The sequence below is a fragment of the Bacteroidales bacterium genome (genome assembly GCA_014860585.1).
In the GTDB taxonomy this organism is placed as follows: Bacteria; Bacteroidota; Bacteroidia; order Bacteroidales; family 4484-276; genus RZYY01.
The window spans coordinates 13,152-37,570 of record JACZJL010000111.1; the positions used below are offsets into that span (position 1 = coordinate 13,152).

19 protein-coding genes are annotated in these 24,419 nt (G+C 41.9%); 8 read left to right on the forward strand and 11 right to left on the reverse strand.

Translation table 11 applies throughout. The features are described 5' to 3' along the window. Positions 1 to 11: 11 nt before the first annotated feature. The 3 genes from IH598_11860 to IH598_11870 all read right to left on the reverse strand — a co-directional run bounded on the left by IH598_11860 (position 12) and on the right by IH598_11870 (position 3,496). A complete protein-coding gene (locus IH598_11860; GenBank protein ID MBE0639207.1) occupies positions 12 to 2,315 on the reverse strand; it encodes a UvrD-helicase domain-containing protein in 2,304 nt (767 codons plus the stop codon). Between the two features lie 184 nt (positions 2,316 to 2,499). After that, positions 2,500 to 2,889: a (deoxy)nucleoside triphosphate pyrophosphohydrolase gene (locus IH598_11865; protein ID MBE0639208.1), complete on the reverse strand. Its 390-nt coding sequence runs from the start codon at positions 2,887 to 2,889 to the stop codon at positions 2,500 to 2,502. A gap of 13 nt (positions 2,890 to 2,902) precedes the next feature. Then, positions 2,903 to 3,496 carry an LEA type 2 family protein gene (locus IH598_11870; protein ID MBE0639209.1) on the reverse strand — a complete coding sequence of 198 codons (594 nt, stop codon included), beginning with the start codon at positions 3,494 to 3,496 and terminating at the stop codon, positions 2,903 to 2,905. A gap of 291 nt (positions 3,497 to 3,787) precedes the next feature. Here IH598_11870 and IH598_11875 point away from each other — a divergent pair, with 291 nt between their 5' ends. Further along, positions 3,788 to 5,707 carry a tetratricopeptide repeat protein gene (locus tag IH598_11875; protein ID MBE0639210.1) on the forward strand — a complete coding sequence of 640 codons (1,920 nt, stop codon included), beginning with the start codon at positions 3,788 to 3,790 and terminating at the stop codon, positions 5,705 to 5,707. Between the two features lie 112 nt (positions 5,708 to 5,819). Here IH598_11875 and IH598_11880 read toward each other — a convergent pair whose 3' ends face one another. Then, the gene (locus tag IH598_11880) at positions 5,820 to 6,509 is read right to left on the reverse strand and encodes a tetratricopeptide repeat protein (GenBank protein ID MBE0639211.1); all 690 of its coding nucleotides are present in this window, start codon (positions 6,507 to 6,509) and stop codon (positions 5,820 to 5,822) included. Between the two features lie 182 nt (positions 6,510 to 6,691). Between IH598_11880 and IH598_11885 the strand changes: the two genes are divergently transcribed. The 4 genes from IH598_11885 (at position 6,692) to IH598_11900 (ending at position 11,337) form a co-directional block, all read left to right on the forward strand. Then, the gene (locus IH598_11885; GenBank protein ID MBE0639212.1) at positions 6,692 to 7,492 is read left to right on the forward strand and encodes a DUF4412 domain-containing protein; all 801 of its coding nucleotides are present in this window, start codon (positions 6,692 to 6,694) and stop codon (positions 7,490 to 7,492) included. 89 nt (positions 7,493 to 7,581) lie between these two features. Next, complete coding sequence (locus tag IH598_11890; protein ID MBE0639213.1) at positions 7,582 to 10,239, forward strand: S9 family peptidase; 2,658 nt, start codon at positions 7,582 to 7,584, stop codon at positions 10,237 to 10,239. An 11-nt stretch (positions 10,240 to 10,250) separates the two neighbouring features. Then, positions 10,251 to 10,943 (forward strand): RNA methyltransferase, encoded by a 693-nt coding sequence (locus tag IH598_11895; GenBank protein MBE0639214.1) that lies wholly within the window; start codon positions 10,251 to 10,253, stop codon positions 10,941 to 10,943. A gap of 64 nt (positions 10,944 to 11,007) precedes the next feature. Further along, positions 11,008 to 11,337, forward strand: coding sequence for a 30S ribosomal protein THX (locus tag IH598_11900; GenBank protein ID MBE0639215.1), 330 nt, complete (start codon positions 11,008 to 11,010; stop codon positions 11,335 to 11,337). 59 nt (positions 11,338 to 11,396) lie between these two features. Here the strand turns inward: IH598_11900 and murD are convergent, their stop codons facing one another. Then, positions 11,397 to 12,761 (reverse strand): UDP-N-acetylmuramoyl-L-alanine--D-glutamate ligase, encoded by a 1,365-nt coding sequence (gene murD, locus IH598_11905; GenBank protein ID MBE0639216.1) that lies wholly within the window; start codon positions 12,759 to 12,761, stop codon positions 11,397 to 11,399. Beyond that, the gene (locus IH598_11910; GenBank protein MBE0639217.1) at positions 12,758 to 14,134 is read right to left on the reverse strand and encodes a hypothetical protein; all 1,377 of its coding nucleotides are present in this window, start codon (positions 14,132 to 14,134) and stop codon (positions 12,758 to 12,760) included. The genes murD and IH598_11910 overlap by 4 nt, the downstream gene beginning before the upstream one ends. Positions 14,135 to 14,197: 63 nt before the next feature. On the opposite strand from IH598_11910, the gene IH598_11915 reads away from it, so the two are divergent. Beyond that, positions 14,198 to 14,788, forward strand: coding sequence for a YqgE/AlgH family protein (locus IH598_11915; GenBank protein MBE0639218.1), 591 nt, complete (start codon positions 14,198 to 14,200; stop codon positions 14,786 to 14,788). An 8-nt stretch (positions 14,789 to 14,796) separates the two neighbouring features. After that, positions 14,797 to 16,167, forward strand: coding sequence for a GIY-YIG nuclease family protein (locus tag IH598_11920; GenBank protein ID MBE0639219.1), 1,371 nt, complete (start codon positions 14,797 to 14,799; stop codon positions 16,165 to 16,167). A gap of 42 nt (positions 16,168 to 16,209) precedes the next feature. Here the strand turns inward: IH598_11920 and IH598_11925 are convergent, their stop codons facing one another. Further along, positions 16,210 to 18,579 carry an ABC transporter permease gene (locus IH598_11925; GenBank protein ID MBE0639220.1) on the reverse strand — a complete coding sequence of 790 codons (2,370 nt, stop codon included), beginning with the start codon at positions 18,577 to 18,579 and terminating at the stop codon, positions 16,210 to 16,212. A gap of 350 nt (positions 18,580 to 18,929) precedes the next feature. On the opposite strand from IH598_11925, the gene rpsA reads away from it, so the two are divergent. Next, on the forward strand, positions 18,930 to 21,326 hold the full coding sequence (rpsA, locus tag IH598_11930) for a 30S ribosomal protein S1 (protein MBE0639221.1): 2,397 nt from the start codon (positions 18,930 to 18,932) through the stop codon (positions 21,324 to 21,326). Positions 21,327 to 21,422: 96 nt separating this feature from the next. Here rpsA and IH598_11935 read toward each other — a convergent pair whose 3' ends face one another. From IH598_11935 to IH598_11950, 4 genes are all read right to left on the reverse strand, one after another. Then, entirely contained in the window at positions 21,423 to 22,052 is a 630-nt protein-coding gene (locus tag IH598_11935; GenBank protein MBE0639222.1) for a DUF1801 domain-containing protein, read from the reverse strand. A gap of 72 nt (positions 22,053 to 22,124) precedes the next feature. Then, positions 22,125 to 22,469 (reverse strand): DUF1801 domain-containing protein, encoded by a 345-nt coding sequence (locus IH598_11940; GenBank protein ID MBE0639223.1) that lies wholly within the window; start codon positions 22,467 to 22,469, stop codon positions 22,125 to 22,127. Between the two features lie 2 nt (positions 22,470 to 22,471). Next, entirely contained in the window at positions 22,472 to 22,753 is a 282-nt protein-coding gene (locus IH598_11945; GenBank protein ID MBE0639224.1) for a hypothetical protein, read from the reverse strand. A gap of 46 nt (positions 22,754 to 22,799) precedes the next feature. Beyond that, on the reverse strand, positions 22,800 to 24,401 hold the full coding sequence (locus IH598_11950; GenBank protein ID MBE0639225.1) for an AbgT family transporter: 1,602 nt from the start codon (positions 24,399 to 24,401) through the stop codon (positions 22,800 to 22,802). Positions 24,402 to 24,419 lie beyond the last annotated feature (18 nt).

Sequence of the window (24,419 nt, forward strand, 5' to 3'; positions counted from 1 at the left end):
ACCAAAACAGGTTAATCAACAATCTTAAGCCTGGCAAATTTTAGGATCAAATGCTTCTGACCCACTTCAGGAAAGAAAACGGTGGCTTTCCTGTTTGGGCCGTTTCCTTCCACGCTTAATACTTTCCCGTTGCCAAACCTTTGGTGCATCACCTTCATTCCGGTTTGAATATCTCCTGAGTCAGAACTTTCAAAATGCTCTTCCTTTCCGGAGGGAACTCTTGAGTCGCCAATTTTTCGCAGCTTGTCAGGGTTTATTGTTGACGGTTTTTTTGTAAATGGAACTTCAGCATCGTACCTGAACTTGTTGTGATCGCTTGGATGATTAACAACTTTGCGGGGGAATTCGATAAAAGCAGTGTCAATTTCTTCAATAAACCTGCTGGGCTCGCTGATGGTAAGATTACCCCAACGATAGCGGGTTTCGGCATAGGATATGGTGGCAGCTTTTTCGGCACGGGTGATGGCCACATAAAACAATCGCCGCTCTTCTTCCAGGTCGGCCCGCGAACTGATGGACTGGATGGATGGGAACAGGTTTTCTTCCAGCCCGACGATGTAAACATAAGGAAACTCCAGCCCTTTGGCACTATGAATCGTCATCAGTGAAACCTTGTTGTTGTCGTCTTTATCATCCTGGTCGGCATCGGTGAGCAATGAAATGTCCTGCAAATACATATCGAGCGTTCGCAGGGAATTGTCCTCTTCCAATATATTTTCGTCTTCCGATTCAGAAAATTCCTTGATGCCGTTGAGTAATTCCTCAATGTTTTCCACACGGCTAATCCCCTCAGGAGTTTTGTCTTCTTCCAGGTCTTTCAGTATTCCCGATGCTCTTGCAATGTCTTTGGCCAGCTCATAGGCATTTCTTTTCTTTTGCTGCACCATAAACCGCTTTATCATCATCACAAACTCACCAATCCTGTTTTTTATCCCCTGGTTGATTTTCAGTTCATATTGGTCAATGCTTTCAATTAACTCCCATACCGACTTTCCTAAACCCTCAGCAGCCACAACCAACCGGTCAATAGTTGTATCACCGATTCCTCTTCCCGGATAATTGATGATTCTCTTTAACGCCTCCTCATCCGATGGGTTTACAACCAGCCGGAAATAAGCAAGCAGGTCTTTGATTTCCTTTCGTTTATAAAAGGAAAGCCCGCCATAAATCCGGTAAGGGATATTGAGTTTGCGCAATGCCTCTTCAATGGAGCGGGATTGTGCGTTGGTGCGGTAAAGTATGGCAAATTCGCTGTTGGGCAATTGATTACTCATTTTAGTTTCAAAAATCGAACTGGCAACCAGGTTACCCTCCTCCATATCCGATTTTGCCCGGAGTAATTTTATCAGCGAGCCTTCATCATTTTGGGTCCAAATCTTCTTAAAAATCTGGTCTTTATTATATTGAATAACGCTGTTGGCCGCTTCCACAATGTTTTTGGTCGAACGGTAGTTTTGCTCCAGCTTGAAAATCTTCAGGTCAGGATAATCCTTTTTAAAATTGAGGATATTCTGGATGTTTGCGCCCCTGAAACTGTAAATACTTTGCGCATCGTCGCCAACAACACAAATGTTCTCGTGACGTGCAGCCAGCTTTTTCACGATCATATACTGGGCATAATTGGTGTCCTGATACTCATCCACAAGCACATACCTGAACTTGGACTGGTATTTCAGCAGAATTTCGGGGAAATCCCGCAGCAGTAGGTTCATGTTAAAGAGCAGATCGTCAAAATCCATGGCAAAGGCCTTTTTACAACGGCCTGAATAGACTGAGAACAAACGTCCCGTCAGTGGTTTGCCTGACCGGGTGTCAGATTCAATAAGTTCTGGATTTTGGTTGTAATCTGCGGCGGAGAGTAGATTGCTTTTTGCAGCCGATATTCTGCCAAGTAGCCAACCCGGCTGATATACCTTCGGGTCAAGGTTGTGTTCTTTTACAATGGTTCTGATCAGGCTCTTCGAGTCGTCGGTATCATAAATGGTGTAGTTGGAAGGATAACCCAGCAAGTGCCCGTCAATACGGAGAACGCGGGCAAAAATGGAATGGAAAGTACCCATCCAGACATTACGGGCATCTGCCGAGCCAACCAGTTTCATGATTCGCTCCTTCATCTCCCTTGCCGCCTTGTTTGTAAATGTCAGCGCCAGTATATTGAAGGGATCAACACCCTGTTGCAACAGGTTAGCAACCCTGTAGGTTAACACCCTCGTTTTGCCCGAACCTGCTCCTGCTATTACCATCGAAGGCCCCTCAGTATGCAAAACAGCCTGCCTTTGCGCTTCGTTCAACTCCTCCAGAAAATTCTTCGCCATTACAATTCCATTTGAGCCTCAAAAGTAGTGCTTTTTGAGAACTTCCGAAGACCTGTTTTGTGAAAAGAATTAGTTGTTAATATTTTGTAATAAACTGATTTTCAATTTTAAGTGTTTTCTGACATTCATTCCTTAAATGAGATTCCAGGTTACACAAATGGATTCAGATACCACCTACGTGAGGTCACGCTTTGGAGATGTTCAAATATTCTATTACGACCTTAATGTCGGCCTCTGCCCAGTCAAGTGATTGAAGCTCATTAATACCAAGCCATCTGTATTCGGAATGATCTTTCAGGGTTAACTGCCCGGAGGACAATTTGCAAATGAAAGGAATTAAACGGATAGACTTATCGGAGTATAGATGTTCAACCGGCTGAAGTTTCCCGATGATCTCAATATTGAGATTTAATTCTTCCAGAATTTCCCTTATGATGCATTCCTCATCAGTTTCGCCTGGCTCTATTTTTCCTCCCGGAAACTCCCAAAGTCCTGCCAGGTGGCTGCCACTTGCCCTTCGGGTAGCCAAAACTTTTCCATCCTTTTCAATGATGGAACATGTGACCTCTATCATCTTTTAAAGCGGATTATTGTGCTGTGAATTCATTCCGTACCTCAATCCATCCCGGGTACATGATACTTTGCTGTCCAATCATCACGGATGGCTTTAGTTTAATCATGATCCTGGTCGTTTTGCCTGAACCATCCGTTAAACCCATGGCATAGTTAATGATTTTATTGATCTGGTCACCTTCAATTACATCTGCCAGGTTGAAACCAACCTTTAGCGGCAGCGATGCTGTTTCTCCGGGGTTTGTTACGAACTTTTGGTTGATGACGCCTTCGAGAAGCTGACTGTCGTCAATGAAGAGTATCCATTCCAGGCGGTTTAGCGAAGCAGGCTGATCGTTGGGGTTTTTTACCAGCAGGTTCAGGTTAAAGTTCAGGGGGAGTTGTTTGTTGAGATAGGCATTGGTGAGTTGCAGCATTTCCAGGGGTTTGACATCCGAAATTTTCTGTATGTTTGAAATATTTACTTCAGCGAGACGGATATCAGTCACAGTATTAATCCGGAATTCGCATTTCGACAGCATTTTCATCCCTTCTACCTGGTTCAGTAAATCACAGGAAAAAAAGAAAATAGTTATTGCAATAAGAAAAGTTAATTGTCTGAATTTCATGATTAATGTTTAAAATTGTGTTTTGCAAGAATCCCCAGCTTGACGATCACAATTCAGGAAAAACCTTCACCGGAGTTTCGCAATTTAAATTTTTACTGGTAGAAAAAACATCAGAAAGAACTGCATTTTGGTTTCCTTACTATTAGGGTCATTAAAAATTGAATGCATAACCAAAAATTATGACCTGAGATTTTGCTGCAAAATTAGTAAATCAGGTTAATTTTCGATACCCGTAATTTATAACCATTCCAAATCAATTTCTTTTTTATTTTGCATCAAAATTTTAAAAAGATGAAAAAGTCACATTTTCGGTTCATTTTCAGTTCTCTCCTTCTTTGCCTTATCACATTGTCTGCTTACAATCAAGCTGTTAACATCAATTACAAAGTTAAAGGCAAAAACGTCTATTCGGCCTCAATTTTTTTCTCGTCGGATGAAGGTTTGCCGGGTTTAACTGCGGATGAATTTTTACCATATCAAAACATCTTCTTCACTATAAAACCAAATGAAGGCAGTGAAAAAGAATATTTTAAAGAAAATGAACTGGAAGAGTACCTGAATTTTATTGAATTACAACAACTGGGTAAAACCATTCAGCCAGCAGCGTCCATTCGGCCGGTTTCCAGCCAGGATGGTAAAATCGCCCATCTCATCATGTCATTTCCAAAAGAAAAAGTGCTGCTTTATGAACCGTTCGTTTTTATAAGTCCATTTGATACGACTGATGCTATCCTTTTGAGTGACGAGTATTTCCCTGACTTTTTTAATTACAGGAAAATTTATGAGAGCGGATACAGCATGAGCCAGGATAATGAATATGTTGATGCGTTCAATGTATTATTCCCGGTGGTTGAAGCATCCTTAAACAACCCGGAAATAACCCATTACAGTTTTTACAATCACCTGAGTGAAATCCTGATGGAAACAGTGATTCAAAGTCACGCTGACAGTCTTGTCCAAGTGTATAATTTTTACTCTGACCATTTCAGAAGTACATATAATTATGATGATTTGATCAGGTGTGATTCCGTTGAAAATTTAATAAAACAAGGGTCAGAATTATTTTCGCCCTATTTCGGATTGAATTTTCCAAAGAGCAAAGTTTTTAAGGATAATTACAACAAACTATTGGCAGATTTGAAAGCGCTCAGATCGGAGAACCTGGATTTATTCAAAGTACACAAAATGAAGTTTTTCGAACAGGGCAGCTACGAGAAGGATTACCGGTTTTATTTTTACATCGATCTTATTGCGAAAATGTTAACCCATATTGATGCCTATCGAAGCCTGGATGGACTTGATGAGATCGATATCTCATCAATTGACAGGTTTCCTGAAAAAAAGGCTGATCTTATCAGAACCGGATGGCTGGATGATTTTAAGATTATAATAGGTTTGATCAATACAGAGATCAAATACCAGCATCGGGTTTTTAATGACTCCGTGATGAGTAACCTCTATAGTCAATTGGAAGCCCAGCGGCAGCCATATTATGAAATTTTCAGGGCTTTTAACTCAATGTCCCGTGACCATGATTTATTTTATAAAATGATGGAAACAGCATTGAAGAAGTGCAGCGATCTTGAATTGATCCAAAACATTGAGATGTGGATCATGTGCCATAACCTCACTGTCGGGCAAGTTGAGGCACAGGTCATTGAAGGTATTAACATAGGGATAAACTTAATCCGGAAAAAAAGCTGGACTGAAGCAGGCCAGCAATTTGATGTGATTACGATGCAGGCGAGCAACCTGGCTTTGCCCTGGTATTATTCCGCAATCGTCAGTTATGAAAAAAATGATGAGTTTTTAGCTCAAAACAGGTTTGCCCTCGCTCTCGAGAAATATCCTGCCTACATTTCACCGCGCATTTATGTGTACAATAATCTGTTTGAAAAAGCTGATTATGATATGCTTTTAACCAATATTAATGAGTCGTTGGAAGTAATGGATATCTGGCTTTTGTATTTTTGGAAAGCCAAAGTGCAATTTGCCAAAAAGCAATATAAGGATGCCATCCTTACGATCAATGAAAAGTGTCTAGCGCTCAATCCTTATGACTTCGAATCCTGGTTTTTACTTGGGGATACATATTTCGAACTGAAGGACTTGAATAAAGCAAGAGAATCTTATCAGCAGACCCAGCGAATTAACCCTTATGACCACGTGAAGTACAGCCAGATCATGCAGGAGAAATTTGGAAATAAATAACCCTTTGTATCTGGAACGAACACACCAAAATGTTTAGAAGCATAGGATTTAATAAAAAAAACCTGCCCGGAATCGAGCAGGTCTTTTTTGGTATGGTTAACCCCCTGGATTATTACTTATTCAGTAAACCTTCGGCACGGGCAATATATTTTTCGAGTTCACGCGCCTCGGTGCTTTGAGGGTAATCTTTCCTAATTTCTTTGTAAACTTCTATAGCTTTTTTGTAATCGCTCAGCAATTCATAGGTCCAACCGGCTTTCATTAAAAAGACAGGTGCCGAGAATTCATTTTTACTTGCTTTGGCTGCTTTCAGATAGTAATCAACGGCTTCTTTGTTGTTTCCTAATTCAACATATGCATCTCCAATAGCACCTAAAGCCATTGGCTTGACCAGTTTATCCCTGGTTTTGTATTTTTTAAAGTGATCAATGGCATTTTGAAATTCACCCTTTTTCATGTAAATTACACCGGCATAGTAATTGGCAAGGCTGGCCGATTTGGTAAACTTGTATTTTTTGGAGATATCCAGAAAACCCGGATTAATTCCGTCACCATTGAGGGCAAGGTTCAACGAATCTTGTCCAAAATATTTTTCTGCGGTGAACATTTCGATCTGGGCTTTCTCCTCTTTGGGTTGAATATAAAACCTTTGGAATCCAAAATACCCTAAAACGATAGCAACCAGCACTACTAATATGATTGTGATTGGTTTCTGATTTTCCTCGATAAACCGCTCGGATTTACCTAATGCTTCTTCTACTGCCTGAATGTTTTCTTCAGCTTTTGTCGATTTTTTCGCCATAATTATCTTTAGAAATTTGAAGGTGCAAAAGTATATTTTTTTTCCAACGCAGCACTGATGCAGCATTTTTTTTTAATTTTGGCAAATCAAGCTATGTAATGATTTGAACTACTTTTTAAGTCATTTTTAATTACTTTAGCCAAAAAAGGTTGATTAGTTTAGAATTTGATAGAAAAACAACTATGAAGAAGTTTCATTTGATGTTTATCCTCTTTTTTTTATCTGCACCTATCGCAAATGCCAATGCAGGTTGGGTGATTCAGGTTCGTTACAGCGATTCGGATGGAAATGCAAACGAAGAAACCATCATGATCCAGGACAATAAGTTGCGATCCAATGGCATCGATGGCACTTTTATTTTTGACCTGGAGAACGATTGGATGATGGTGATTAATGACACCAACAATACTTGCTGGCAGGTAAAAATAAGTGAGTCCAGGGAATCATACTACCTGGCCACCAGGAAGTTTATGGATAAAATGCTTGTGAGTTTACCACCACAGGAGCGAGAGATGTACCGACCACTTTTTGCAGAGATGGAAAAGATGTATGCAAATTTTGACCCTTCGATCCTTGATGCGGTGAAAATTCGGATTGAAAAAACTGTTGAGAATGAAATAATTGCAGGTTTTAATACCAACAAATACCTGGTTTATGTCGATGATACTTTAGTAGAACAAAAATGGCTGGTTACTGATTTAGATTTAAGCAACGACCTGAATTTAGGTAAAATGGTAAGATCTTTTAAAGAAATCAGCCCGATTACCGGCGAAGATGTCATGTATCAATTTACCGAAACCTACCTTGATCTGAGTGAAAAAGGATTCGAAATGCGATCGGTAAATAAGGCAGGAGAAATTACAGAGGTAATGAATATAGAGAAAAAGTTGTTTGATGCCGACCTATTTTCTGTCCCTGAAGGATTCAGGCAAATAAGCATTGAGGAAATGCTGATGATGGAGATGAATGGTGAAGACAGGTGATTTGGGGGGTAGGATGAAAGTTATCGTAGGAGCAATGTTTTTGTTGGTATTTTCTTAAACAAGATCGGAAATTAATTCAAATCAGAGATATGGAAAACAAATTCATCAGGAGTAGATCATTGATCAGAACGGGAAGTATGATGATGATTTTACTCACATGCACATTCATTTGGGGTCATACTCAAAATGCAGATGCAGACGATAAAATAGAAGTTGTTGTTAATGAATGGCTTAAACTGGGAAGTTTTGACGTGAAAATGCCCGTATACAGTGATCAGAAAAATGTAAAGGGTGAAACATTTGAAGATGAGGACCTGCTGAAATACAATTTTGTAGATATCTCAACTTTACAACCAATTGATAAAAAGCAGTTTAGTTGGAAAAACAATTCTTTTTCGTGGGAAAAAACAACAAGTGCTAAAAACGGATTCGTTTACCTGGAAAAAAAAGTGACCGGAAGTAAGCATCAACTGGGATTTTTAGCCACCTATCTTTATGTTGATCGGTTCCTGGAAGTTGTCATTGAAATCAGTTCTCCACAGATGTTTGAGTTTTACCTCAACGGCGAACTGCAAAATACAAAAAGCACAGCCGACACGCCCGATGCAGATAAAACCGGAAACACAAAAAAGACCATCAAACTTGAGCGGGGTAAACATCTGCTATTGATTAAAACGCTTAAACCTTCTGACAATGATACCGACTGGACAGTAAAAGCGCAGGTTACTTTTTCGGAAAAATTTGGAAAAGATGTTGTCCGGGCTGAAATTTCACCTAAAACGATTAAAAACATCAATCATTTACTGGAGGGAGATTTTGTGAACTCTGTCTCCGTTTCGCCGGATGGGAGTATGGTTTTGCTACGATTTTCATCGGTCACACCTCCGGATGGAAAAACGGAACGCTGGGCAGAGATCAGGGAGTTGAACACCAATGTTTTACTTCATTCATTCCGGCATTCCGACATGTCAGGAATCGAATGGATACCCGGGGGTGAAGGAATTTCTTATAGCACAGTCAAAGATGGTAAAAGCTCAATATGGTTGTTCAATTTGATTGATCTCTCTCAGAGTGTATTGATCGAAGATTTGAAAGATCTTGGAGGCTACTCGTGGTCTCCCGATGGTAGTTTCATCATCTACAGCATCAGCGAGAAGCCGGAAGAAGAAAAATCGGGATTGAAAAGACTGGAAGGGATGCCCGATCGCTGGCCATGGTGGCGCAATCGAAGTTATTTGAATAAACTCGATGTGGCTTCCGGAATTTCTGAAAAACTGACCCATGGACATTTGACCACCAGCCTGATGGATATCAAACCTGACGGGACGAAGGTTCTTTTTAGCATGAATATTCCTGATTATTCTGAAAGACCATATTCCAAGCAGTTTTTGATGGAGATGGACCTGGAAACTTTTGAAGTTGACACCCTCTGGGAGAACAATGTTTCCGCTTCCTGTCAATATTCACCAAATGGACAATACCTGCTTGTGAAGGCTTCAGCAACTATGTTTGGTGATATTGGAATGAATGTATCCGGTGATGTCATTCCGAACGAAAGTGATACACAAGCCTACATTTATAACCTCGCCACAGGAAACACTGACCCGATCACCTTTGAATTCAATCCTTCAATTTCAGACGCTTTCTGGAGCTATTTTGACGAAAACAAGATATATTTTGTAGTGACAGATAGGACATACAGGAACATCTATGTTTATGACATGAATACCCGCTATTTTGAGAAGATAAATACCGGGTTGGATGTGGTCAATAGTTTTTCAATGGCAAAGATGGCTCCTGTGGCCGTTTATACCGGTTCGGGCAATTCGGCGCCTCCGGATGCAAGAAAAATTGACCTGACCACCGGGCAGTTTGAGGTAATTGCCTACTCGCAAGTCAAACAATTCGAACATGTAGTTTTTGGGAAAACAGAAGATTGGAACTTCACCAACGACGCTGGGGTAGAAATTGAAGGCAGGGTTTATTATCCACCGGATTTTGACAAATCGAAACAATATCCGCTGATTGTTTTTTATTACGCCGGGACCACTCCGACAGACAGGAGTTTCGGTGGTCGCTACCCAAAAAATATGTTTGCAGCACAGGGCTACGTGGTTTATACATTACAACCAAGCGGAGCCATTGGTTATGGACAGGATTTTTCGGCTGCCCACGTGAATAACTGGGGAATCACTGTTGCTGATGAAATTATTAAGGGAACAAAGTTGTTTTTGAAAGACCACAAATTTATTGACACAAGTCGCGTCGGCTGTATTGGTGCGTCCTATGGTGGTTTCATGACCATGCTCCTGCAAACCCGCACAGATATTTTTGCTGCAGCTATTTCTCATGCCGGCATCAGCAGCATTTCAAGCTATTGGGGCGAAGGTTACTGGGGTTATCTCTACAGCGCTTCGGCAACTGCCAATAGTTTCCCCTGGAACAACCAGGAATTGTATGTAGGTCAAAGTCCGCTTTTTAGTGCCGATAAAATCAATACGCCATTATTATTACTCCATGGTGCTGACGACACTAATGTGCCAGTTGGAGAAAGTCTTCAGCTTTACACTGCACTGAAACTGCTTGGAAAACAGGTTGAGATGATCGAAGTGGCCGGGCAGGATCACCATATTTTGGACTATAAAAAGCGCATAATCTGGCAAAAGACCATTTTTGCCTGGTTCGATAAATGGCTGAAAGACCAGCCTGAATGGTGGAATGAGCTTTATCCTGACAGAAACCTCTAATTTTAAATTTGATGACTCAGGAAATTAAACAAGCCTTGTTCGATTATCTGGCTGGCTTCATCACCGAAAATAAGCGCAACAAGTTTGAAGAAGTAATTCAGCAGCGGACGCGTTATGTCACCGTTGTGCTGGAAGATATTTACCAGCCTCACAATGCAAGCGCCGTGCTTCGCACCTGCGACTGTTTCGGAGTACAGGACGTGCATATCATCGAAAACCAGAATATTTATACGGTTAATCCTGACATTGCACTGGGTTCGTCCAAATGGCTCAATCTGTATTCCTATTGCGGACAGGAAAACAACACTCCGGCAGCATTGCAGTCGCTCCGGCAGAAAGGTTACCGAATAGTGGCCACCACACCACACAAGGATGATGTCACTTTGCAGGAACTCCCGCTCGATAACGGACCAATAGCATTGGTTTTTGGAACCGAAATGAGAGGAATAACCGGCAGTGCTCTGGAACTGGCAGATGAGTTTATGAAGATCCCGATGTACGGATTCACCGAAAGCTTTAACATTTCTGTGTCAGCAGCGCTGGTGCTGTTTCACCTCACCGAAAAACTCAGGAAATCTGACATTAACTGGCATCTGACCGATGATGAAATGCTTGACATCAGGTTGCAATGGGCAAGGCAGGTAGTCAAACGAAGCGATCTGATCGAACTGGATTTTTTAGCCAAAAACAAATCAAATGGGTAATCAGAAATTCGCTATTTTTGCAGCCTCACAAATAATTCAATATTTACTTTAAAATCACAATATTATGGGAAAAGGTGACCAAAAAACAAAACGAGGCAAGATAATCAGCGGTTCTTACGGAAAAACCAGACTGCGCAGGCCTGTAAAAAACCTGGCCGAAAGAATAGCCGATGAAGTGAAGAAAAAGGCGGAAGCGCCTGAAGAGAAAAAGGCTAAACCCGCTGCAAAAAAAGAGGTAGCAAAACCCGCTGCTGAAGAAAAGAAAGCAGAGAAAAAGGCTGAAACCAAAAAAGAATCGAAGCCAAAAGCTGAAAAAGCAGAATCCAAGACTGAAACTGCAAAAGCAGAACCTGTCGCCGAAAGTAAAGCGGCTGAGCCAGATAAAGAAGCATAGTTGTTCTGATTTTTAAAAGGTATTGTACTTACGGGATGTCCAGACGGTCATCCCGTATTTTATTTCAGGCTGGCCAGATTTTTTACTATTTTTTTAAAAAGTTTACCCCTTTCCTCAAAGTTTTCAAACCGATCGTAACTGGAAGCGGCAGGGGACAGCAGGCAGGCTTTACCTTTCAGGGTATAATTAAGGATCAACGAGGGCAGGTCATTCCAGTCATACACAAAAACCAGGTTTTTCCCTGGATTAATTTGTTGTTCCAGCATTTCCATCATTCTTTTCCCTGCAGGGCCCGTAAACAGGAAATTCCTGATGCCGGAATTGGCCAGAAAAACAATCAATTCAGAGTAATCAATGCCACGGTCTTTGCCGCCAAGGATAATCGTATCAGTTTCGGGTAAGGTTTTGACGGCTTCAATGGTAGCTTCCGGTATAGTGGAGATGGAATCATTAATGAATGTAATCCCGGCAGCAACTCCGGCAAATTCAAGTCGGTGCTCAAGAGGCCTGAAAGTGGCTATGCCCTTTTCTATTTCCACAGGATGAAGACCGGCAATGTGACAGGCAATGACCGATACTAGGATGTTTTTGATGTTATGTTGTCCGCGTAGGAGACTAAGAGCAATGTTTACTGGTTCAGATGTTTCGGGGATAAATAATACCTCTTTTTCGTGGTTGTAAAAATCACCTGTCAGATCAACCGGGATTAATTGTCCCTGAAAATTGAATGCTTTGATATGATGCTTAAGGTATTCATTACTCGCGTCATAGATCAGGTAGTCTGAAGGATTTTGATAAACAGCAATATTGAATTTTGCATGGGCATAATTGTTCACCGATTTGAAATAATCAAGGTGCTCCTGGAAAATGTTCAGCAAGACGGCGATATGCGGGGATTGATTTACAAATTCAAGCTGATGTGCTGAAATTTCAAAAACGATCCGGGTTTGATCCGTGATACGTTCGATGGCATCAAAAGGTGGAATACCAATATTCCCGACCAGTACAGCATCACGACCCGATTCTTTCAGGAGATGAAATATCAGGCTTGACGTTGTACTTTTGCCTTTAGTCCCTGTTACTCCGATGATTTGCCGGTGAAATCGCTCCAGGAAAAGTGAAGTTTGCGAAACGATTTCACAATGACCAAACGAGGCGATGTTATTGTTGAAATCAATACCAGGAGATTTAAACACCAGGTCGGCATCATTTAAAGCTTCAAGATATTTTTCTCCTAATAAAATCTGATTCAACTCATGGCCATCTAATTCACTCAGGTTAAGGTCAGCATTTTTGTCCGCAATGATTAACCGGATTTCAGGAAAAAATTTTCGAAGCAACCTGTAACTTGATTTCCCTTCCCTGCCAAATCCGAGAATTAAAACCCGTTTTCCCTCAATCAATTTCTTGAGTAAATCCTTCATTTTACAGCTTCTTTTAGGATTTTTAGAAACTGATCAGGTACAAAGTGCTTCTTCTCAAGGTTGTTTAAAAGAAAGCACTGTTTATCATTTTGAAATTGAGCAAAGTTGTTTGTCGAAGAGTAATAGTCTAAAAGGTAGGGTAGGGGTAATTTCCGGTTTTTTCTGATGGTCATGGTCAGCGCCGTGTTCACCTCATCGATCGTGCCCACACATTCGAAAGGTTTTTCGTCGGCAATGCCTGTCAGCTGCTGGAAAATCGGGAGCAACGATTCATCATGCATCAGGTTTGCTCCAAAGATCGATTTCAACATATTCTCTTCAATAAAAGGTGAAAGGATAATCCAGGTGAACAGGCATTTGGAGCATTTGCAACACCATGAATCGGTTTTACTGCCGGCATTGCAACTCTTGAAATGAGAAAACTGGTGTGAAAGCCCTGAAAAAATCTTCCCAATCTGAAGTTCGTTTAATGGTCGGAGCAGACTGAAATAATTTGCGCTTTGGCTAACGTATTGATTCACGTAACTTCTGAAATCTTCCTCAAATAGAATGGATTTAGAATATTGATGGTTAATGTTTGTTCCAGGGATTGTAGGTTCGTTGGCGCTCGATTCGTTGGATAGGGCAATATGACTGCTGTTGGTCATCGCAGCGGCAAGCAAAGTGATAAATGCAATCAGTGCTGAAAAGGGCGTATGCCCGTTAAGAAAACCGTTTTCATTGAGCCTCAATAACTCCTGATCCAAAGTACGGTAAAAGACAACTATATCTTGTTCAGCATACCCTGCAGCCCTTGATGTTTCAAGGCTTGCTTTGCGGGGATTCAAAATAAACGGAAGAACTTTAAATCCACCCTTGTCGACCAGGTCCAACGTCACGGCGGAATCTTTTCCTCCACCCACCGGAACCAAAACGGACTCTTCAGGTTGATAGCAAACAGACTGATAGTCCCAATCCCCCCGCACTTCAATTGTCATAAAATCGTCAAAATCGGGTGTAATGCCATTCAAATAAAAAAATTCACCAAGCCCGTTAAAGTAAAGTTTTTTAAACCAATCAACCTGGGTTTTGTCGAGAAAAGCAGGATTTATAAATACTTTGGGAGGGCATGCCGCTTTCCAGTAACTTACCAATTCGACCATACCTATGTGAAATGCAAGATTCTCCAGTAAGTCCTCGTTAATTGAAAAGTTGATGAAAGATTTTGCAGGGATCGTAAGGGTAGGTTCGAAAATGTGCAGATCGGACAAGTTGAAGCGATACTTAATTTGCAGTTGGTCAGCCGATTTGATAACCTTGAAATCATCGAAGGAGAAAAAAGGATATTTTTTTCTTAAAGAATGATAAAGACTTTGATTTTGCTGGACGGGCATCGCAATTTTACGTAAATTTGTTTCGCATTCAAAAACCAAAATTATTCAATTTAATTTTGCAGCATGGAAAACTTTGATGACCTGATAAAAATCAGGACTAATAACATAAGACCCGGGCCGGGCAAAATACTGATTTCCGAACCCTTCCTGTATGACTATTATTTCAAACGCTCAGTAATTTTGCTTGCTGAACATTCCAAAGACGGCTCGTTTGGGGTGATCATCAATAAACCGTTGGTGATGAGTTTTGATGAGGTAGTAAAAGACTTTCCCGATTTCAAAGCAAAGGTTTACCTCGGAGGGCCTGTGAGCACCGACAGCCTTTTCTTCATCCACACGATGGGAGAAATGATTGACAACAGTATGCCAATTATCAAAGGGTTGCACTGGGGTGGAGACCTGGAACAGGTCAAAGACATGATCAGATTTGGCGAATTGAATGAACAAAATATTCGCTTTTTCATTGGTTACTCCGGCTGGGCAGCCAAACAACTCGACATGGAGTTGAAGCGTGACTCCTGGCTGGTATCAAAACTCAGTGCTGACCAGGTAATGAACGCTAACCCCGATGAAATGTGGAAATCTACCCTGCGTGAACTTGGCAAAGAATATAGCTCGTGGACAAACTTTCCTACTGATCCGGAAATGAACTGACCCTGCCCATGAGATACGCCATTGTTGACATCGAAACAACCGGGACAAGTTACATGCACGGTAAAATCACCGAAGTAGCCATTCTTATACATGATGGCGCGAAAATCGTTGATGAGTTTTCCTCTTTAATCAATCCCGAACAGAGAATTCCCTACCGGATTACCCAACTTACAGGGATCAGTAACCGAATGGTGGAACTGGCTCCGAAGTTTTACGAAGTGGCTGCAAAAATCGTGGAAATCACTGAGGATTGTATTTTTGTGGCGCACAATGTCAGTTTCGACTATAATTTTATTCGCCAGGAGTTTAAGTCGCTGGGATATGATTATCAGCGCGAAAAACTTTGCACAGTGAAGTTAAGCCGCAAGTTGATTCCTTTTAAAAGATCCTACAGTCTTGGGAATCTTTGTCAGGAACTGAACATTCCAAACCCTCATCCCCACAGAGCATTGGGGGATGCTAAAGCTACTGCGGTTCTTTTTGACCTTTTGCTAAGCATTGATCCAAACCCTTCTGAAATTTCATTGCAAGGGCTGAATAGCAGTCTAAAGCCTGAGTTCATCAAATCACTGCCTGAGCTAGCCGGCGTCTATTATTTTCTGGATGAAAATCAACATATAATCTACATCGGTAAAAGCAAGAATATCCGTTCACGGGTGATTGCCCACCTGACCAATTGCACAACCAGCCGGGCGTTGGAGATGAAAAACAAACTGGCCTCGGTGGATTACGAACTGACCGGAAATGAATTGATTGCGCTGTTGCTTGAGTCGCATGAAATTCACAAGCATAAGCCGGTTTACAACCGTGCCCAGCGCCGGGCCCTTTATAACTACGGGCTATATTGCGAACAGGATGATGAGGGTTATTTAAGGCTTTGTATTAAAAAAATTGATGATGAACATCTTGCTGCTCCTTTGACGACTTTCGACTCTTTTGTTTCAGCGAAGAATTTCTTATTCAACCTTTGCGACGAGAACCACCTTTGCCAAAAGCTATGTGGACTCTATGAGACAAAATCATCCTGCTTTCAATACAAGCTGCATGAATGCCTGGGAGCCTGTATAGGAGAAGAAAGCACCGCCGGGTACAATACCCGCGTGCAAAAAATACTTGACCGATTCACCTACGCACGTCCTGATTTCATGATCATTGATGAAGGGAGAAACGATGATGAATGTGCCGTGGTTAGGGTGGAGAACAACCGATACGTCGGGTTTGGTTTTACTTCAAGGGAAATCAATGGTTATGATGCTTTCAGCTATTACTCCGATTGCGTGAAGCATTACCCTGAAAATAAACATGTGCACTCCATCATCAGGAGTTACCTGGAACATAACCCACGGGCAGTAGTACTAAAAAGTGAAGTGTCTGAGTAAAAGAACCTGATTCGATGGTTCACTGGAGATAATTTTCACAGGCTACTCATACTTAATGGCATCCATGGGGTTCTGCCGGGCTGCTTTAAAGGATTGCCAGGCTACGGTTAGAATAGCGATAATCACGGTAATAAAGAGTGTAAACAGATATGGCCACCAGGTTTGTTGAACCCTGAAAGCAAAATTTTCCATCCATTTTTCCATAAAAAGCCAGGAAACAACCATCGCCAGTATGTCTCCTATAACAACCAATTTAAGGAAATCTTTGCCCAACAACAAAACGATCATGCCAACATCCGCACCAAAGGTTTTCCTGATGCCAATCTCTTTCTTTCGCTGCAAAGTAAGGTATGAAGCCAGCGCGTAAAGCCCAAGGCAAGCCAGAAAAATGGCTACTATTGCAAACCATGTAAACCCTTTTCCAAACTTTTCTTCCTTCTCATAAGTCGAAAGCAACATCTGATCAAGGAATTGATAGATAAATGGTTCGCCCGGGACCATTTCTATCCAGATTTTTTCGATGTCGTCAAGAGCCTGCCTGTAGTCTTGCACATTCAATCTGACCGAAAGATAGTAGAAGTAGTCAAATGGCTTGCAGGTAATAATCAGCGGCTGGATCGGGTGATGGAGAGGCGTGAAATGAAAATCTCCAACTACACCAATCACTTCATGCTTTCCATCCCGGTTGAATGATTTTCCTACCGGTTGATCCCATCCCATCTTTTTTGCAAGGGATTGATTGATAATGATATTTCTCTGGTCATCATCTGTTTTCTCGAAATTCCTTCCTTCAATGATTCCGATCTGCATGGTTTCAAGCCAATCTTCATCTGCATCCAATACGTTTATGATCATCGAAGTTTCCATCCCCTCAGGAATGTAGCCGTTACTCGTTAATCCCCAAACCGGAACATTGGTGGAAGCACCAGTATTAACAACATACGACAACTGTTTAATCCTGGTCTTTAAGTGATCAACGCTTTGCTGTGCTTTTTCGCCCATCAATTCAAGCACTAAAACATTTTCCCTGTCGAATCCAAGGGGCTTGCTGTTCATATACCTCAACTGCCTGAATACACCGATGGTTGATATGATTAATGTTGCTGAGATGAAGAACTGAACCACCACCAGCACATTTCTGAACCATCTCCCTTTGTTAACCGTCACCAGTGCACCTTTTATTACCAGATCAGGTTTGAAAGAAGAAAGAAAAAATGCAGGATAACTTCCTGAAAGTATCCCGACAAAACCAACCAAAACAATTAATGCAGGGATCAGGAGTGTCAGATGAATATCACCAAGTCTGATATTTGTGTTAAAGAGTTGGCTGAAACCGGGAAGAAAGATTTCTGCTATTGTCAAAGCAACAGCAAGAGAGAGAAAACTTATCACAACAGATTCGCTCAGAAATTGAAAAATGAGTTGGGAACGGAATGCCCCAAACACTTTCCTGATGCCCACTTCGCTGGTACGTGCTGAAAACCGTGCTGTTGAAAGATTCATGAAATTGATGCAGGCAATCAAGAGGATAAAAATGGCCACAGCACCGAAAATATAAAGATTGGTTACGTTTCCTGAGATGAAGAGATGCTCTGGTGCTGACGAGTGAAGGTAGATGTCCGGCAGGTTGTCGAACTTAAAACGAAGTTCAACACCAAAGTTACGGTATTTGTAATTAATATGTTTTTCGAGGAAATCAGGAAATTTATTCACCATGTTATCCCAATCGGTGTTTTCGGCAACAAGTACATAGGTGTAATAACCCCAACCACCATCCCAGTCCATGTATTGGTTTTCAAGTTGATACAGTGTTGAAAATGAGCCAAGCGCTTTAAACTGAAGATGCGAATTGGGCGGTGGGTCTTTCATAATTCCGGTCACCAGGTAATCTTGTTTTCCATTCATCCTGAGGACCTTTCCCATCGGATCGGTATCTCCAAAAAGCTGCCGGCTGCCCGATTCCGTCAGAACCATTGTAAATGGCGCAGTCAATGCTGTTTTAGGATTACCACGCAACATAGGAAAAGTGAAGAGATCAAACACACTTGAATCAGCATATTGAAAGTCTTTCATCTGTTTCACCTGGTCATCATATTCGAAATAGGCTTCACTATGCATCGAAAAACGAGTCATCACTGTGATTTCAGGGAACTCCTCCAACAGCGAAACACCCATTTCGGCAGTACCCACGCCAAGTTTTTCAATCAATCCTTCCCTATGCATTTCGATGATCAGCTGATAAATCTGATCTTTGTTCTTGTGGAAGGTGTCAAAATTACTTTGATGGTAAATGTAAAGCATCATCATCAGACTCGCTGCCATACCGATGGCCAGTCCTGAAATTTTAACCAGCATAAAGAATTTATCCTTTTTAATCTGTCTGATTATCAGTTTTAAATAGTGCCTGATCATTTGATTTCATTTTATTGATGAAGAAATCCCATTTGCTGTTGCCACCTTCATTCCTTCCATCAACCGTTATGCCTGATTTTCATTTCATTTTAAGTCAATTAGTTAATGAAGCGGCAGAAAAAATTGTCCAAAAATGATGTCCGGTTTAGAACACCGTTCTGTTTGATTTCGCACCATGTTGGAAATATTCTGAAATTTAAGTTCCTTGATAATTGCCGGTAAAGAGAATTTATCTACTTTTGCACCCCAAAATTGTAAGTGAGGGTTCTATCGCCTAACAATCATTCATTTGCAAGCTAAACAGTAAATACTAACCAGGATGTAAAGGCGGCATCCACAATTAAATTTTAATGATTAACGAACAAGAAAAAGTAAACCAGGAACCTGAGGATCAGCTCGATCCAATCCAGGAAGCCACTCCGGTTGAAGAGACTCAAACCATCAATGCAGAAGTAACTGAAGAGATTCAGGCTGAAGTTGAACCGGTGGTTGAAGTTGAAGCTGAAGCCGAAGTTGAAGCATTGACTAATGTGGAAACTGAGGTGAAAGCTGAAGTGGAAACTGAAAAGGTACCTGAACCAATTCAGGAAAAACCTGAAGAGCCAGTTGAAGAAGAAGCAAAACCAAAACCGGCATTCAGGGAAACTCCAAAAGCACCGCTCACCCCTGCTGATGATTTCGACTGGAATGCAACCGGAAAGATGGAACAGGCTTATTCGGCAGATGAACGCAGAAAACTCGAAGATCTTTACAACAAGACTTTCAGCACTATTGCCGAGCATGAGGTTGTTGAAGGAACCATCTCCGGCATCACCGACCGTGAAATCGTTGTAAATATCGGTTTTAAATCCGACGGTGTGATCCCAAAAGGGGAACTCAGGTACAATCCTGATGCAAAAGTGGGTGACAAAATCGAAGTGTATGTTGAAAGCCAGGAAGACCAGACCGGTCAGTTGTTGCTTTCGCACAAAAAGGCAAGGATTCTCAAGTCATGGGAGCGTGTAAACCAGGCTTTTGAAACCGAAGAGATCATCAAAGGTTACGTGAAAAGCAGAACCAAAGGTGGCTTAATCGTAGACATCTTCGGCATTGAGGCTTTCCTCCCGGGTTCGCAAATTGACGTGAAACCCATCCGCGACTATGATATCTATGTGGATAAAGTAATGGAATTCAAGGTTGTAAAAATCAACCACGAGTATAAAAATGTTGTGGTGTCGCACAAAGCACTCATCGAACGCGAACTGGAACAACAAAAAGCCGAAATCATTTCAAGACTCGAAAAAGGCCAGGTACTCGAAGGAACAGTCAAGAACATCACTACTTACGGGGTATTTATTGACCTGGGCGGTGTTGATGGTCTTATTCACATCACCGATCTCTCATGGGGACGTATCAACCATCCTGAAGAAATCGTGGAACTCGATCAGAAGATCAAGGTGGTTATCCTCGACTTCGACGACAGCAAAAAACGTATTGCCCTCGGCCTCAAGCAACTTACTCCACACCCATGGGACGCTCTTGAAGAGGGGCTGAAAGTAGGTGACAAAGTGAAAGGAAAAGTTGTTGTCATCGCTGACTACGGCGCATTTGTAGAGATTCATCCGGGAGTAGAAGGCCTCTTGCACGTTTCCGAAATGTCGTGGTCGCAGCACCTGCGCACTGCACAGGATTTCCTGAAAGTAGGCGACGAAGTAGAAGCTGTGATCCTCACCCTCGACCGCGAAGAGCGTAAGATGTCACTGGGGATGAAACAACTCATACCGGATCCATGGGAAAATATTAAAGGCCGTTATCCGGTTGGGTCAAAACACACTGCTTCAGTGCGTAACTTTACCAACTTCGGTATCTTTGTCGAACTTGAAGAAGGCGTTGACGGACTGATCCACATTTCTGACCTCTCATGGTCGAAGAAGATCAAACATCCGGCTGAATTCACCAAAGTTGGAGAGCAAATCGAAGTTGTCGTGCTTGATGTTGATGAAGAAAACCGCCGCCTGAGCCTTGGTCACAAGCAACTTGAGGAAAATCCATGGGATGTTTTCGAAAGTGTGTTTACAGTTGGTTCAATCCACAAAGGCACCATCAGTGTTCCAACCGACAAAGGTATGATCGTTACCATGCCTTATGGTGTTGAAGGTTTTGCACCCTCACGCCACCTGCAGAAGGAAAACGGCGCCTATGCAACAACTGATGAAACCCTTGATTTCAAGGTGATCGAATTTTCGAAAGAAAATAAAAAGATCATCCTCTCCCATGCAAGGGTTTACCAGGATCTCCAGCAGGCCGAAAAAGCCAAGGAAGACAAAGAACAGCAAAAAGTTCAGCGTACGACCAAATCGGCGGTCAAAAAGATCAAGGATACCCTCGAAGTAACCACTTTTGGAGACATCGGAGGCCTTGCAGAACTGAAGTCGGAAATGGAACAGGAAGCCCGCGAAAAGCTCGAGGAATACGCTAAGAAGCAGGAAAAGAAAGAGAGCAAAAAAGCGAAAGCCAAAGAGGACGTAGTGATTGCCAAAACTCCTGCAGAAGAGTCTGTTCCTGAAGTGGCCGAAGTTACTGAGGTTAAAGAGGAAGTGGTTGAGGTATCAGAAGCCAAAGTGGTAGAAACTCCGGCAGAAGAACAAAAAGCTGAAGTTGCTGAAGCTAAGGTTACTGAAGCTAAGGTTGCTGAATCGAAAAAAGAGGTAATCGAATCCAACGAACTGCCTTTTGACAAAGAAGAAGAAAAATCCGAAAAAGCCTAAAAGGCTTAATTCCCTCAATAAAAAAGCTGATCCTTACCGGTCAGCTTTTTTTTATTTTTTATGGCATACTTTGTATGGCGGTATGAATTTGGCTTATCAACCACTATACTCGTCATTTAAGCCTTCTCCGTTCAGTATTTTCTGTCTGTATTTTTCTATTCGGTTATACCTTGATTGAGATTGTTTGGGTTGAGAAAAGTAAATGATATAACCCCTTTGTCTGCCTTGAGTCAATGTGTAAAAAGCCTTTTTAAGTTTAAGATCGTTACTGAATATTTCTTCAAGCTCTTCAGGTAGCGGTTCAGGGTTTTTCCTGAATTCAACTTTTTGATTTGATTTTTCGAGCGCAACAGCTTCAAGAATATATGATTTTATGATTTCAGCCTGTTCAATTATTTGTTCAGGATTCGTGTATTTAATGATTCTTGCTGATTGAGAGCTCTCTCCAGGTTTTAAGAGGATTTTTTCTTTGTCCGTAAACAACGCACCTTTAATAAAACTCAGACAGGCAAATTCTTTGAAAGCACTTATGATAACAATGTTTTTATTGTCGAAGGTGTAACAGGGTACACCCCATTTTACTTCTTCTGTCAATCCGGTTTCTGATACAATTTGTCGTAATGTTTCCAATTCTACCCGCCAATTATTGACTTTACATTCGGGTGTCGCACCGAATTTGCAACGCATACAGCCGTCTATCAGATATTTGTCAACTTTTGGATTCATTCTTTCCATTTTAACATTTTCTCCTTTTCTCAATTGTGTCGGGTTTTGTTGGTTGCGTTGTCCAAACCAAACCTATTTCCCCAAAACCTCATAAACCCTGAATTCAACGATCTGCCGGATCAGATCATAAGGAATAGGCTTGCCCAATTGAAACTGCACAGAACCTTTGCCATGTTTGTATTTTGATAATTCATTCGCAAACGCCTCATGCCCTGTCGGTGTGGCGTAAAAACCGATATGATTTTTAAAGCCGGCAAAATACACCAAAGGTCTGCCTTTCAGTTTGTAAGCCGGCATTCCGTAAGCGATACCTTCAACTGCATCAGGTGCTGCCTTTTTTATTATGCTGCGAATTTGCTCAAGAAGAGTGCTGACTTCAGGTGGAAAGGCTGAAATGTATTGTTCTACTTCATTCATAACTACTTCTTTTTAATCATTTTGCCGTCTTCAAAGTGCTCCTGATATTCCGGCTTATCATTTCTGTCATAACGCACCCATTCACCATGTTTGTTACTGTTCATGAAGTGAGCAATTTGCCAGAGTTGCCCGGTTTCACGGTAAAATCTCCATTCTCCCCCCATCAGCCCATTGCTAAACGGACCTTCAGCTTTTACATTTCCGTTTTTGAAAAAGTAGGTCAGCTTATCTTCGGTTTGTTTAAAAACCTGCGGTCCATTGGCGTAGTTTTTCTTGCTAAGCATTTTATCTTTCTTTTAAACTTTGTGCTTTTTTTAAATAATTGTTAAATCAGAATCCATTAAGCTCCATCAGCACAGTAGGAATAAGCAGCAGAAAACCCAATATTACCAGAACAATCATAAAAGGAGTGATCCATTTCAGCCATTTGTCAAAAGGAATTTTAGCTACCCCCAGCGCACCGATCAGCACGCCGGACGTTGGTGTGATCATGTTGGTGAAGCCGTCGCCAAACTGAAAGGCCATCACCGTAGCCTGGCGCGAAACACCAATCAGGTCTGAGAATTGCGACATGATAGGCATGGTCAGCGCTGCTTTTGCTGATCCGGAAGGTATCACAATGTTAATTAACGATTGAAACAAGTACATCATCCCCAGAGAGGCGATATCACCCATATCACCCATTGACCGGGAAACCCAGTAGAGCAGGGTATCAATAATATGTCCGTTTTGCAGAACGATGATGATTCCGCCGGCTAATCCCACGACGAGCGCTGCGGGCATAATGTCTTTCACTCCTTCGATGAAGAGTTGGGTGATTTTATTGGGGGAGTAATTCATTGCCATACCGGCAGCGATGCCCATGGCAAAAAACAAAGTGGCGATCTCCATCACATACCATCCGTATCCCATCACGCCGACGATGAGAAATAATATGGTGAGCATGAGCAGGTTTAAAACGAAAAACTGTGAACCGCGGCGCAACGCCACCAAACTGGTGATTGCAAAAAACAGGGTAATTGCCGGCAAGGCAGGAAGTGTAGCAGAAGCATTCCCTATTTTCATGGTTGTTGTAGGAAAGGAGATGGAGAAAATTGTTAAGACGGCGATGATAAGCGTGAAAGTAATCCAGGCTGATTTTGTTGTTTTTTCGCTGGAACTGTCCACAGCAGCTTCATTGTTTTTATCCCTCCAGTAGGCATCGTCCTCATAAACCGGCGACAATTTTGGGCTCTTCCTGATCTTTGAGGCATATCGCAACACCCAGCCAATTCCCACAATATTGATGACGATCCAGCAGAAGAAGCGGTATTCGATGCCTGAGAACAACGGCAAATCCGAAAGCCCCTGGGCAATGCCGATAGTAAACGGGTTGAGCATAGCTCCTGCAAATCCCAAAGCAGCCGCCACATAACAGAGATTGACTCCAACAATGGAATCATAACCCATCCTGATGGAAAGCGGAACAAAAATGATCACAAAGGCAATGGTTTCTTCGCTCATCCCGAAAATAGCCCCAAACAAACTGAACATCAGCATGATCAATGTAATGATAATGTTGTTCACTCCGATAGTTTGGAGGATTTTGTTGTGCTCGATTTTTTTTGTAAAAGTGAGAAAAGAATAAATCCCCACATCAATAGCCCGGCTCTGGTTCATGATCCAGAAGGCGCCACCAATCAACAAAATAAAGACAATGATGTCCGCTTTATCTTCAAAACCATCGAACAACGCAGAGAAAATCTGCCATGTCTGCGGGGTATTGTCAATGTACCGGAAGGAGTCGCTGTTGATCACCTCCCGCGAGCTTTCGCCCACTGTCACTGTATGACGGTCAAACTCACCACCCGGAATAAACCAGGTTAATACCGCCGAGAAAACGACAATCGAAAAGACAATGACGTAAGTGTGTGGAATTTTGGTCTTCTTCATTCATCCCTCCATGACAAG